This is a genomic window from Pseudoramibacter faecis (assembly GCF_036289405.1).
GTDB classification, from domain to species: domain Bacteria; phylum Bacillota; class Clostridia; order Eubacteriales; family Eubacteriaceae; genus Pseudoramibacter; species Pseudoramibacter faecis.
Genome location: NZ_JAYFFI010000006.1, coordinates 89,327 through 102,707, shown reverse-complemented (window position 1 = coordinate 102,707; position 13,381 = coordinate 89,327). Strand labels below are relative to the sequence as shown.

Here is a 13,381-nt window from a genome sequence, read left to right as displayed (position 1 = left end):
CTGGAAGAGCTCAAGAAGATCGCCAAATATCTGGCGGGCTTCGACGGGGTGGACTGTCCGCGATACGAACGGGCGACGGCGACGCCGCGGGCCATGCTCGACCGCTTTAAGAAAACGCAGAAATAGCGCGCCCATGTCCCGGGACGAGGCTGCGCTTCGCCCCGAGACAAGTATGCTCTGGCTCGGTGCAAATGCCTTAGGAGAGAGAAAATGAACGCAGAATATAAGACATTTGAAAGTAAAAAAACCCTGTATTATATCGCGGGGCTGGTGGTTTGCTTTATCTTGGGGATCGGGTATACCTGGTCTGTCGTCCAGACACCCTTCGTGCAGGCGCTGGGCGGCGAATCGGTGACGGCGACGGTGGCGCTTTGCTACACGCTGACGGTCTTATGCTCGACCATGTCGCCGACGATCTTGGGCGGCTTCACCAAGCATTTAAAAGCGAATCAGCTGGTGGTGATCGGCGCGGCGCTCTTCGGCGTCGGTTATATTTTAAGCGGCTTTGTGGCGAACATCGCGATGCTCTTTGTCGTGTACGGCCTGATGACCGGCGTCGGCACCGGGCTGATGTATCCCACGATGATGGGCTATTCGGCTTCGGTCTTCCCGGAAAAAACGGGGATCGCCTCCGGGCTTTTCGCTGGGGTTTACGGCGGATCGGCCATGATCTGGTCGCCGGTGCTCGCCAATATGATCGCGGGCCAGGGCATGCGCCAGGCCTTTATCGTCATCGGGGCGGCCTGCCTGATTGTCCTCGCGATCTGCGGGGCGATCATCCGGCCGGTGCCGGAGGGCTATGTGGAATACAAACGCGCCCAGGGCAGCGGCGGCGCTGACAAGGCGGCAGACGCCGACGATGTGCCGAAGACCCGGATGGTGAAGGACTTAAACCGGGGCCAGATGGTGAAGACCAGCATGTTTTATGTGGCGGCGGTGACCTTCGCCTTCGGGCTGACCTCCGGGATGATGGTCATCAGCCAGTGCACACAGATCATGAGCAGCGGCTTCGGTCTGACGATGACGCGGGCCGCGATTTACGCTTCGCTGCTCTCTTTCATGAGCATGATCGGTCGGATCCTGTGGGGCGCGGTGACGGACCACACCGATAAATACGTGACGATCTGCATCATCTGCGCCATTCCGGCGGTAGCGATGGGGCTTTTGGCCACTTCGCCTTCAAAGACGATGACGGTGGTGTGCATGGCGCTGGTTGCGCTTTGCTACGGCGGCTTCGGCGGGACGATCACCCCGATCACGGCCGACTTGTTCGGTTCAAAATACATCACCGAAAACTACGGCGTGATGTATTTGATGTTCGGGATTGCCGGTCTGATCGGGCCGCGGGTCGCGGTCACCATGAGTCACGGCGGCGACTATTCGGCGGCGTTCATGGTGGGCTGCGTGCTGGCGATCATCTCATTGATCGCAGCATTTGTCGTCAGAAAGAAAGTGAAGAGCAACGGATAGGCCCGCGAAAAATAAGAAGGGAATTCCAATGGAAACATGTCATCGGTCTAAAGATTTAACCGAGCATCCGGAACGTTTTGAGCAATGGACGTTTTGCGAATTGCTGAAAGCGACGGTCAGGTGTTACCCGGATAAAATTGCGGTGAAGGAGGCCAATCGCAAACTGACCTATCGACAACTGGAGGAAGAAACAAACGCATTGGCCTACGCGCTGGTGGAGGCCGGCATGCAGCCGGGAGAGATCGTCGGCATTGCGGCCGGGCAGTCTGTTTGTTCCGTCGTGGCCATGATCGGCATCTGGAAAGCCGGCGGCGCGTATACCTATATCGATTATAATTATCCCGCCGAGACCAAGAAAAGGATCGTGGAAGAGTGTCGCTGTCGCTTCATTTTGGATAAAGATTTTTATCGCCGGGTGGACCCTTCAAAAAAAGAACACATTGATTTATCGCTTCGCGACGGACTGGCCGTGCTGATTTATACGTCCAGCACGACAGCCAGTCCCAAGGGCGTGATGATCGAACATCGCAATGTGATGGCGTCCATCGGCAATTTTGATCGGTTTGGGTTAACGGATGACGACATCTATGCCATTTTCCCGAGTTTTAGTTTTGTCGCGTCGGTCTTTGATTTGTATGCCGCGCTGTGTCTGGGATGCACGGCCGTGATCATTCCCCGAGAGGTGAGAAGACATATCGACGAACTGCAGCGGTTTTACAAATCGGAAGCGATCACCATCACCTTTTTGCCGCCCCACATGGCCGTCAAGTTTCAACAGATTGACGACGGCCAGACGAAGCTGCGCCTTTTGATCGTGGGCAGCGAGATGGCCAGAAATTTAAAGAAAGCCTCCTATCGCATCCTCAATGTTTACGGCTCGTCGGAGCTGACGGCCATGATCGCCGCCTACGAAATTACCGACACCCGAAGTGCCTACCCCATCGGCCGATTAAATGATGATATTCGCGGCTACGTGGTGGATGCGTCTGGGGTCCCGGTGCCAGCCGGGGCAGAAGGCGAATTGTGGCTCGCTTCGGAACAAGTGGCTCGGGGCTATCTGCACAACGAAAAGAAGACGGCGGAGCATTTTATTCGCAACCCGTTTTCTGACGAGCCGGCCTTCAGCTGGCTCTACAAAAGCGGCGATATTGTGCGGGCGGATACCGACGGCATTTATCATTATGTTTGCCGAAAGGACAACATGGTGAAGATTCGCGGGTTTCGCGTCGAGATCGACGAGGTCGAACGGCAGGTGCGCCAGTTTGAGGGCATCGGCGAGGTCTGCGTTAAATCCTTCACGGACAGAGGCGGCACCAATATTCTCTGTGGGTATTTTGAAGCAGACACGACACTCGATGTGAAGGCGATCAAAGCCTTCTTGAAGGAAAAAATGCCCTATTACATGGTGCCGACGGCGCTCTTCCAGTTGGAGCGCCTGCCGCGGACGCCAAATGGCAAAATCGCCCGCCGGGCTATCGCGGCGCCGGCCGAGCTCGACGACCATCGCCTGCTGAAGGAGCGGTATTAAAAAATCATGAAGACAAGGATCACGGAACTTTTAGGCATCGACTACCCCATTTTGCAGGGCGGCATGTTTTATGTGTCGACGCCGGAGCTGGTCGCCGCGGTTTCAAACGCCGGCGGCATGGGGTTTTTGAGCTCGGCGATGTATCCGAAGGCGGAAGCTTTTCAAAATGCGCTTCAAAAAACGCGGGCGCTGACCGACCGGCCCATCGGGGTCAACATGAGCTTTTTGCCGGATGCCGACCAGCGGGAGGCCGCCCGGGCGGTGATCGCAGACTGCAAGGCGGCCGGGGTGACGGCCGTCGAGACCTCCGGGGTCAAGCCGGATTTTATCGAACCGCTCATCCACGGCGCGGGCCTGATGCACATCCACAAGGTGCCGGCGGCTCGCTACGGGCTCAGCGCGGAAAAATGCGGCGTCGACGCCGTGTCGGTGGTGGGATTTGAATGCGGCGGCCATCCGGGAAAGGATGAAAAGGGCACGATGGTGCTCATCGACGAAGCGTCCCGAGCGCTTTCGGTGCCGGTGATTGCCGGCGGCGGCATCGTCGACGGGCGGGGTGTCGCCGCGGCGTTGATGCTCGGGGCGGATGCCGTCGTGATGGGCACGCGCTTTCTGGCTTCAGAAGAAGCGCCGATCAGCGAAGCCCACAAACAATGGCTGTGCGCGGCGGGCGAACGCAGCACAGTGATCGTCCAGAAGAGCGTCGGCAACATGGCGCGGGTGGCCAACAACGCCGCCGCGAGGCAATGCCTTGCGATGGAGGCTCAGGGCGCGAACTTTGAAGCCCTGCAAAGCGTGACATCCGGCGCGCGCACGCTTAAAGCCTATCAAACGGGAGATGTCGATGGCGGCATCAATCCGGTGGGGCAGGGCGTGAGCCTGATCCGAGAGGTGAAAAGCGTCTTGGCGATTGTGCAGGAATTGGTGGCGGAAACGCAAACCCAATTCAAACGCTTTGAACACATTTTGTCATAAACATTCATCAAGACAGTGATTCGAATTCATTTTCAATATTTTTATAGGGAGGACATTCAAATGGCCAATGAAGCATACGCATTACCAAAATTTGACTTAACGGGAAAGGTTGCCATTGTGACCGGCGGGACCAAAGGTTTGGGCCATGGCATCGCGCTGAAATTGGCGGCGGCCGGCGCCAAGGTGGTGGTGACCAGCCGCCATCAGGACGATTGCGACGCGGTGGCCAAAGCCATTAACGAGTTGGGCGGCGAAGCCATCGGCGTGAGCACCGACGTGCAGCAAGTCGAGGCCATCAAAAATTTGGTGAAGCAAACCGTGGCGGCCTTTGGCCGGCTGGACATTATGGTGAACAACGCCGGCGTGGCGCTGACCAAGAAGGTCAAAGACATGTCGGAATCCGATTGGGACCGCGTGCTCGACTCCAACTTGAAGGGCGTTTTCTTCGGCTCGAAAACCGCGGCCGATCAGATGATCGCCCAGGGTGACGGCGGCAAGATCATCAACATGTGTTCTATCGGCGGGATCAAGGGGAACAACGGCCTCTCGGCCTACGGGGCCTCCAAGGCCGGCGCCATCAATCTGACTAAAACCCTCGCCTGGGAATACGCCCGCTACGGCATCCACGTCAATGCGATCTGCCCGGGCTACGTCAAGACGGCGCTCAACGCGGATACCCTGGAAAATCCGGCCTTTAAAGAAAAAACATTGAAAAAGATTCCGGAAAGACGCTTCGGGACGGTGGACGAAATCGCCAATCTGACCCTGTTTTTGGCCTGCGGGTTGTGCGACATGCTCGACGGCGAATATATCGTGGCCGATATGGGGGCAACCCTCGGCGGCGATGTCTAAAGTGAATCGGCTTTAATGGGGGCGTCCGTGGCGGCGGCCGCCATCCCAAACGGATCAGTGACATTTTTGGAGCAAACGTGGAGAGAGAAAGGAAAACGCGACATGCAGGATTTTATTTTAACGGATGAACAAAAGGATTTGGTGGAAGTTGCGAAGGATTTCGCCGAGCGAGAACTCGCCCCCGTCGTCGAAGAATGCGACGCCAAGGGCGAATTCCCGATGGATGTGTATCAAAAATTTGTGGAACAGGGCTTCTCGACCATGTTCATCCCGGAAGCATACGGCGGCATCGGGGCCGGAGCTCTGGATCTGGTGTTGGTCAACGAACAATTCGCCAAGGTCGACGCCGGGTTTATCGTCTCGGCGACGACGGCGGAATTCGGGGTGACGCCGCTGCGCATCGCCGGCACGGAAGAACAGGTGAAGTATTACTTCGAGCGCGTGATGGACGGTCAGCTCGGCGCCTTCTGCCTGACGGAAGCCGACGCCGGCTCCGACGCCTCCGCGACACGCACCACTGCAGTGCGCGACGGCGACGACTATATTTTAAACGGGAGCAAATGCTTTATCTCCAGCGGCGGCATCGCCGACATGTTCACGGTGTTTGCAGTGACGGATAAAGAAAAGGGCGCCCACGGGATTTCCTGCTTCCTCGTCGAAAAGGAACGGGAAGGCGTCAGCGTCGGGAAAGAAGAAAACAAAATGGGCCTGCGCCTGTCCAACACCACGAGCTTAAGCTTCGACGATGTGCGCATCCCGGCGAAGAACCTCATCGGCGAGGAAGGCCAGGGCTTTATGATCGCCATGCAGTCCCTCGACAGAAGCCGCGGCGTCAATTCCTACGGCTGCCTCGGGATCGCGGAACGCGCCATCGACGAAGCCACCAAATACGCCATGGTCCGCAAGACCTTCGGCAAGCCCATCATCAAAAACCAGGGCATCTCCTTCATGCTGGCCGACATGGAAATCCAGACCACGGCTGCCCGCACCCTGCTCTATCACTGCGCCGATATGATCGACAAGACCGGCCAATACGACACGCGCCTCGGCTCGGTCACGAAGACCTTCGTGTCCGACGTGGCGATGAAGGTTACCACCGACGCGGTGCAGATCCTCGGCGGCTACGGCTACAGCAAGGAATATCCGGTGGAAAAATTGATGCGCGACGCGAAAATCTTCCAGATTTTCGAAGGCACCAACCAGATTCAGCGGATGGTCATCGGCCGGGAAATGCAGCGCCGCTACAAAGTCTGAGCGACCTTTTAAAATTCCCTTCATCCACAACGGCACTTCGCGTGTCGTTGTGGCTTTTTTATATCAGCAAACCGTTTTGAAAAGTGAAAGGAGTGAACCATGCCATATCAGAATATTACTTATGACGTGAAGAACGGCGTCGCGCGCATCGCCATCGACAAACCTCAAACGATGAACGCGATCAACGACGATGTGATCGAAGAACTTTGCCGGGCCTTTGACGCGGCGGAGCGGGACGATGCGGTGCGGGTGATGGTGCTCACGGGAACGGACAAGGCCTTTTGCGCCGGCGGCGAGCTGGACAGCTTTAAAGCCGGACTGGAGGACGGGAGTTTAGACATGGCGGCGAACATGGATAACTCCGCCCGCCTGGTGTTCGCGATGAAGATTTCGGCAAAGCCGATCATTGCGGCGGTGCGCGGGGCCGCCGCCGGCGCCGGCTGCAGCCTGGCGCTGTGCAGCGATTTTTGCATCGCTGCGGAAAGCGCCAAATTTATCGAGGCCTTTGTAGGCGTCGGCCTGATCCCGGATACCGGCGGGCTTTACGCTCTGGCTCAAGCCGTCGGCGTGAGCCGGGCTGTGCAGCTGTGCATGACCGGTGAAGCGGTGGACGCCGAACGGGCCATGGCGATGGGCATGGTTTACAGGGTGGTGCCCGACGACGAGCTGGAAGCGGCTGTGGAAAAATTGGCCAGAAGGCTCGCCGCCGGGCCGTCGAGCTGCTACGCGGCGATCAAGCGCATCGCCTGGGAAGTCGAATGGCGGGACTACCGGGAATACCTGGCCATCGAAAAGCGGGAGCAAGCGGCTTGTGCGGCGTCGCCCAACTTCAGGGAAGGGGTGTTTGCCTTTTTGGAAAAACGGCGCCCGGTGTTTGAATAGCATTTGGCTCAATGCCGGAAGAGGCACTGCAAGACAAGAGAAAGGAGTGCGTCATGATCGATCATTTAAAAGGAATTTAAGTGGTTGAATTGGGAACCTATGTGGCCGCGCGCTTGGTTGGCGCTGATAACGCGGCCGTCTTTACAGCCTTGGGTTATGCGCCGGAGGCCATTGCCGGATTCACAAAATAACCACCGCATAGCACCAAAAAAGCGCCTGCCGATCGGCAGGCGCTTTTTTGGCTTTTTCGGGCTCACGCCCAGTCAACGGTGACCTCCTCTTTGTCCCCCGCTTCAAAAAAGGGCGTAGTGGTAATGGTGTAAAGACAAGGGGCATCGGTCTCGTTTTTAATCACGTGCACCTCGCCGGGATCCATGTGGATAAAGTCTCCGGGTTTGCTAACGTGGGTCTTTCCGTCGATAATAAAGGTTGGATGCCCCTCCAGCACATAAAAATCCTCTTCCATCCGCGGATGCCTGTGGGCGGTGTACACCTCGCCGGGCAGCACCCGAGCGATGCCGAAATTGAGCTTTGGCCCGTGGATAAAATACTTCGGGCCGGAATCGCCATGGCGAAACGCATGATCTTGTTCATTGGTAATAAACATCGGAACCTCCTTGCCAATGATGGCCGCTTTAATCCTCATGGCTATCATAGCCGATGCGGCGACAAAAGAAAAGACAGAAAGAATTTGCGATATCAACAAAGCCGAAGATCCGGCATCGGTTTTACCGTCGCGCGCGCATTCCGGAGAGAAATTGCAGCTTGGTCTCGGAGATGATGACGGCGAGGAAAATGACGGTGAAGCCGATCACCAGACGCAAGGTCAGGTGCTCGCCGTAAAAGATCAGGGAAAAAAGGACCCCGAAGACACATTCCAGGCTCAGGATGATGGCCGCGGCGGCGGGTTCCTCGTGCTTGAGGCCGAAGTTCTGGCAAAGATAGGCCAAGGTCGAGACGAAAAGCGTCAGGTAAATCAATTCGCCGAGGACAGATCCGGGAATCTGCGGGGGAAAGCGCTCAAAAGCGAGGGCGCAGACCCAGCAGCAAACGGCGGCCACGGCAAATTGAAAAATCGTCAGCACGATGAGATCGATCTTCTGGCTGAACTTGGCCACGGCGACGATGTTGCAGGCGAAAAAGAAGCCGCAGACGAGGGTTAAAGCGTCGCCCCAGCCCATGGACAGATCGCCGTCGAGACTCACGAGACCGATGCCGAGCATGCACAAAAAGGCGGCGGCGATATTAAAGCGATCCGGCCGTCTCCGGTCGATCAGCCAATACAAAAAAGGCACGATCACGCAATAGATGGCCGTCAGAAAGGCGTTTTTGCCCGGTGTGGTGCCGGTGAGGCCAATGGTTTGAAAGGCGTAGGCGATGAACATTGTGCCGCCGACCGCAAGTCCGGCCAAAAGCGTTTGGCGGCCCGGGCGGTACAGCCGTTTGCGAAAGATTATGGCCAAAAGCACGGCGGCGACCGTGAAGCGGATGGCCAGCAGATAATGGGTGGGGAAGACGGCGACCACATGTTTCATCATGAAGAATGAAGACCCCCAGATCAAAGCGGCGGCGAAGAGCATGGCCCGTGGCAGCGCGGGATGTTGGGTCAGTCGGTTGGGCATAAAATCTCCTTTCTGTCAAATGACGGCGCACATTTTTTGAGCGATCCGCGAAATGTCGACGCCGGTTCGAAGCGCGAATGCCCTGCGGGTTGGCGCCGGTGCTGAGCCTTTATTATAACGAATAGGCGTCTCGGCGTAAAGACGGCGCGGACCGTCCGGCTTAAAAGATCTCGGCCGATGCGCGGGAAGGCTATACAATCGGGATGAAAAAGAGTATAATGAGGGCGATTTAACCGGTGCGCGAAAGCGCAGCGAAGATCAAGACGAAGACGAACGGGAGGATGGCCATGGCCTATATGGCGTTGTACCGCAAATACCGTCCCCAGACCTTTGACGAGGTGGTCGGGCAGGATTTTGTGACCCGCATTTTAAAAAATCAGATCATCAGCGACCGCGTCGGCCATGCCTATCTTCTAACGGGGATCCGGGGAACCGGCAAGACGACGATCGCCAAAATTTTCGCCCGTGCCATCAACTGCACGGACAATCACGACGGCAATCCTTGCAATGCCTGTGCGGTGTGCCGCGAAATCGAGAAGCCCGGCGTCATGGATATCATCGAAATCGACGCGGCATCCAACCGCGGAGTCGATGAGATTCGGGATATCCGCGAGAAGGTGAAATACCCGCCGACCCTCGGTGCGTACAAAGTGTATATCATTGACGAAGTGCACATGCTCACCCGGGAGGCCTTTAACGCCCTGCTCAAGACGCTGGAAGAGCCGCCGGCTCACGTGGTGTTTATCCTGGCGACGACGGAGCCCAACAAGCTGCCGATGACAATTTTGTCCCGCTGCCAGCGCTTTGATATCCGCCCCATCGATCAGGAGATGATCGCCGATCGGATGCGGATGATCCTGCAGGATATCGGCGTGGCCATGGACGAAGATGCGCTGCAATTCGTCGCGGCCCGGGGGGATCACTCTATGCGCGACGCCCTGAGCATCCTGGATCAGATCATCGACATCCGGGAAGACGGCGCGGCCATCACCCAGGAGCAGGTGCTCGCGTTTCTGGGCATGGCCGACCGGCAGACGATTCTGGCGCTGGCCCGGGCGATGATTGACGGCGCGGCCGATCAGGCGCTGCTGACGCTGCAGACCCTGCGTGCGGAAGGCAAGGATGCCGCGCTGATTTTGGACCAACTGATCACCTGCTTCCGGGAGATGCTGGTGGCGGCGACCGCCGGGCCGGCAGCCATGCGCATTCTGGGTATCGGCGAAGCGGCATTTGAAACCCTCTCGGCTACGGCGAAAGCCGCAGGAAAAAATCGGCTGTTCACCATGGTCGACACCCTTCTGGGCGATCAGGAAAAGCTGCGTTACAACGATATGAGCGCCGTGATTCTGGAAATGAGCGTGCTCAAAGCCTGTTCGGGCTATGTGCCGGCCGCGGAAGCAACCGCGCCGCAGTCTGCCCGCCCGGCGACAGCGCAAGCGGCACCTGTTCCGCTCGAAACGTCTGTGCAGCCGAAGGCAGCGGCCGATCGCCCAATGGCTCATTCAGTCGCGAAGGGAAGCGCCCCACAACCGGCGGCGGACGAAGCGCCTTCGGCGCCATCCAAACCGACGGGGTCCCGAACGGCGAAACCGGAAACGCAATCAGATGATTCGGCGGAGATCAATGCGGACCGCCTTTTCCGTTTGATGCACGACCAGCTGGCCGAGACCAATCCGCTGCTGCAGCACTTTTTCAGCGAAGGGCGGCTGGCTCAGGTGTCTGGACATCACCTGGAGCTGCGCTTTGCCGGTTCCAATGCGGCGATGCAGGCCGATATGCTGGGGCGGGAAAAGGCAAGTCTTGAAAAGATGGCACAGACGCTTTCCGAGAATGTCAATCTCACATTGGATATCTGCGTGGTAAAAAAAAACGCTGAGATCATGAGCTTTGCCGAAAAAACGGCGGCCATTGTCGGCGACGTGCCCACTGAATCGCAATGAGAAAGGGCATTAAGAATTGAGGCATCGAACGATTTTAGGCTTTTAAACCCAGGGATAAAAGTGTTATAATAAAATGAAAAGGAAAACAAACGAAGGATAAAGGAGAATCTCATGTCGAGAATGAAAAGACGGGCGCCGCGGAGCGGCGGCAAGGTTAACCAGAAAAATATGATGAAGCAGATCCAGCAGATGCAGGCGCAAATGCAGCGTGCCCAGGAGGATCTGGAAGAACAGGAAATCGAAGGCAGTGCCGGCGGCGGAGCGGTTAAGGTGGTGATGACGGGGGCGAAAGTCGTTAAATCAGTGAAGATTGATCCGGATGTTATCGACGAGGACGATGTGGAAATGCTCGAGGATCTCATCGTGGCCGCCGTCAACGAAGCGAACAGCCGCGTGGACGAACTGACCGGCTCAGAAATGGGCAAACTAACCGAGGGCATCGGCATGCCGGATATTCCGGGGTTGTCCTGAGTTGGGACTGTATCCGAAGGCGATTGAGCGGCTGGTTGCCGAGCTGTCCAAATTGCCGGGCATCGGCGAGAAAACGGCCCAGCGGCTGGCCTTTCACCTAATTGATGCCCCAAAGGAAGATATCACCGGGCTATCCAGGGCTCTCCTAGATGTTAAAGAGAAGGTTAAACTTTGTCCCGTTTGTTTTTCGATTACGGACGGGGATCGCTGTGATATCTGCGCCGACGCATCCCGGGATCGCTCTGTGCTGTGCGTGGTTGAAAACACGCGGGATATTTACGCCATCGAGCGCACGCGGGAATATCACGGACTTTATCATGTGCTCCACGGTGTGATTTCCCCGCTGGAGGGGATCGGCCCTCAGGACATTAAAGCCAGAGAGTTGATGTTGCGCCTGGCGGACGGCACGGTGACGGAAGTGATCATGGCGACTAATCCAACGCCGGAGGGCGAAGCGACGGCGGTTTACCTGGGCAATCTGATTACGCCGATGGGCGTGACGGTAACCCGGTTGGCCAAGGGCATTCCGATTGGCGCCGATGTAGAATTTACAGACGAGGTCACTTTGATTAAAGCTTTTGAAGGCCGAAAACAAATTAAATAAGCAGCGGTCATCAGATAAAGAATAAACTTTGGATGGGAGCAGAATATGATTAAAAAAGGGATTAATGCCTCGCCGGGGATCGCCATTGCCAAGGCGATTGTTTATGTCAAAAAAGAATTGGATATCGTGCGCAGGCAAATCGATGATGTGGTTGCAGAATGTGCCCGTTTCGATGAAGCCGTGGCGCAAAGCCGGGAACAGCTGAGCGCATTGCAGGCAAAAACAGCTTGGGAACTGGGTGAAGAGGAAGCGGCGATTTTTGAAGCTCACGCCATGTTCCTGGACGATCCGGAATTTGTCGGCGCGATTAAAACGAGCATCGAAAGTGAACAGCGAAACGCGGAGGCCATCACTCAGCAGATTGTCGATCAGTTTTATGCCATGTTTGATGCGATGGACGATCCTTATTTCAAGGGGCGTGCAGCCGATATCCGCGATGTGGGAAACCGGGTACTGCACAACTTGATGGGCATCGACATCATGGATATCTCCAATCTTTCGGAGGATACGATCATCATCGCTGAGGATCTGGCGCCTTCGGATACGGCGATCATGGATAAAGCCCATGTGAAAGGGTTCGCCACCGATATCGGCAGCCGCACCTCCCACTCGGCGATCATGGCTCGCGGGCTTGAAATCCCAGCGATTCTCGGCCTGGGGGACATCACGGCCACGGCTCAGGATGGCGACACGGTGATTGTAGACGGCAGTGCCGGTGTGATTGTCGTCAATCCGACGGCAGGCGAGCTTGCCATGTATCGGGATAAGCAAAAGGCCTACGAAGTTTATATGGTGGAACTTGCCCAGCTGAAGGATCAAAAGGCGGTGACCACCGACGGGCATGAAGTGATTTTGAGCGGGAACATCGGCAATCCCAAAGATGTCGAGGGCGTCAACCACAACGGCGGCATGGGTGTCGGTCTTTACCGCAGCGAATTTCTTTATATGGACGCAGATACCATGCCCAGTGAAGAAAAACAATTTGCGGCCTATAAAACCGTGGTGGAAGATTTTAGGAATCGTGAAGGGGTGATCATCCGAACCCTGGATATCGGCGGCGACAAAAAACTGCCTTATCTGCCGCTGGAAGAAGAAATGAATCCCTTCCTCGGCCTGCGGGCGGTCCGACTTTGTTTTGCAAAGGAAGATCTTTTCCGCACGCAACTGCGGGCGATTCTCCGGGCTTCGGCCTTCGGCAAGACCCGGGTGATGTTCCCGATGATCGGCAACGTGTCGGAAGTGCGTCGGGCCAAGGCGCTGGTGAAGGCCTGTATGGCCGAGCTCGACCGCGAAGGCATAGCCTACGATCGCGATCTCGAAATCGGGATCATGGTGGAAATTCCTTCGGCAGCGCTGACGGCGGACATCATCGCGAAGGAAGTGGATTTCTTTTCCATCGGCACCAACGATCTCTGCCAGTACACATTGGCGGTGGACCGGATGAACCAGACGGTGTCTTATCTTTACGATCCGCTGCATCCGGCGATTTTGCGCCTGGTGAAAAACGTGATCGAGGCGTCTCATAAGCTGCCGGATAAATTTACGGGGATGTGTGGCGAAATGGCCGGAGATCCCAGCGCGACATTGATTCTTCTGGGGTTGGGCCTCGACGAATTCTCGATGAGCGCTTCGTCCATTCCCCAGGTGAAGAAAATTGTGCGTTCGGTTAGCTTTGAGGAGGCCAAGGCCATTGCCGATGAAGCACTGACCATAGAAACCGGCGATGAAATCCGGGCGATGGTCGAAGCCAAGATGGCGGCACTGGGCATTCAGATTTTATAAA

At 56.6% G+C, this 13,381-nt stretch carries 12 protein-coding genes; 10 read left to right on the top strand and 2 right to left on the bottom strand.

Annotated features, from left to right (window positions below; all coding sequences use genetic code 11):
• Window positions 1-210 precede the first annotated feature (210 nt).
• From V3C63_RS06400 to V3C63_RS06375, 6 genes are all read left to right on the top strand, one after another.
• Window positions 211-1,470 (top strand): OFA family MFS transporter, encoded by a 1,260-nt coding sequence (locus V3C63_RS06400; protein WP_329886970.1) that lies wholly within the window; start codon window positions 211-213, stop codon window positions 1,468-1,470.
• Between the two features lie 28 nt (window positions 1,471-1,498).
• Window positions 1,499-2,998 (top strand): amino acid adenylation domain-containing protein, encoded by a 1,500-nt coding sequence (locus V3C63_RS06395; RefSeq protein ID WP_329886969.1) that lies wholly within the window; start codon window positions 1,499-1,501, stop codon window positions 2,996-2,998.
• Between the two features lie 6 nt (window positions 2,999-3,004).
• Entirely contained in the window at window positions 3,005-3,973 is a 969-nt protein-coding gene (locus V3C63_RS06390; protein WP_329886968.1) for an NAD(P)H-dependent flavin oxidoreductase, read from the top strand.
• Between the two features lie 60 nt (window positions 3,974-4,033).
• Window positions 4,034-4,825 (top strand): SDR family NAD(P)-dependent oxidoreductase, encoded by a 792-nt coding sequence (locus V3C63_RS06385; protein ID WP_329886967.1) that lies wholly within the window; start codon window positions 4,034-4,036, stop codon window positions 4,823-4,825.
• Window positions 4,826-4,927: 102 nt separating this feature from the next.
• On the top strand, window positions 4,928-6,079 hold the full coding sequence (locus V3C63_RS06380) for an acyl-CoA dehydrogenase family protein (RefSeq protein WP_329886966.1): 1,152 nt from the start codon (window positions 4,928-4,930) through the stop codon (window positions 6,077-6,079).
• 99 nt (window positions 6,080-6,178) lie between these two features.
• A complete protein-coding gene (locus tag V3C63_RS06375; RefSeq protein ID WP_329886965.1) occupies window positions 6,179-6,961 on the top strand; it encodes an enoyl-CoA hydratase/isomerase family protein in 783 nt (260 codons plus the stop codon).
• Window positions 6,962-7,214: 253 nt separating this feature from the next.
• On the opposite strand, the gene V3C63_RS06370 is transcribed toward V3C63_RS06375, so the two are convergent.
• Together V3C63_RS06370 and V3C63_RS06365 are read right to left on the bottom strand one after the other, a co-directional pair.
• Window positions 7,215-7,568: a cupin domain-containing protein gene (locus tag V3C63_RS06370; RefSeq protein WP_329886964.1), complete on the bottom strand. Its 354-nt coding sequence runs from the start codon at window positions 7,566-7,568 to the stop codon at window positions 7,215-7,217.
• Window positions 7,569-7,689: 121 nt separating this feature from the next.
• A complete protein-coding gene (locus tag V3C63_RS06365; protein WP_329886963.1) occupies window positions 7,690-8,583 on the bottom strand; it encodes a DMT family transporter in 894 nt (297 codons plus the stop codon).
• 236 nt (window positions 8,584-8,819) lie between these two features.
• Here V3C63_RS06365 and dnaX point away from each other — a divergent pair, with 236 nt between their 5' ends.
• The 4 genes from dnaX to ptsP all read left to right on the top strand — a co-directional run bounded on the left by dnaX (window position 8,820) and on the right by ptsP (window position 13,380).
• Entirely contained in the window at window positions 8,820-10,523 is a 1,704-nt protein-coding gene (gene dnaX, locus V3C63_RS06360; RefSeq protein WP_329886962.1) for a DNA polymerase III subunit gamma/tau, read from the top strand.
• A gap of 111 nt (window positions 10,524-10,634) precedes the next feature.
• Entirely contained in the window at window positions 10,635-10,994 is a 360-nt protein-coding gene (locus V3C63_RS06355) for a YbaB/EbfC family nucleoid-associated protein (RefSeq protein WP_329886961.1), read from the top strand.
• A 1-nt stretch (window position 10,995) separates the two neighbouring features.
• Window positions 10,996-11,598, top strand: coding sequence for a recombination mediator RecR (gene recR, locus V3C63_RS06350; protein ID WP_329886960.1), 603 nt, complete (start codon window positions 10,996-10,998; stop codon window positions 11,596-11,598).
• Between the two features lie 45 nt (window positions 11,599-11,643).
• Window positions 11,644-13,380, top strand: coding sequence for a phosphoenolpyruvate--protein phosphotransferase (gene ptsP / locus V3C63_RS06345; RefSeq protein ID WP_329886959.1), 1,737 nt, complete (start codon window positions 11,644-11,646; stop codon window positions 13,378-13,380).
• Window position 13,381 lies beyond the last annotated feature (1 nt).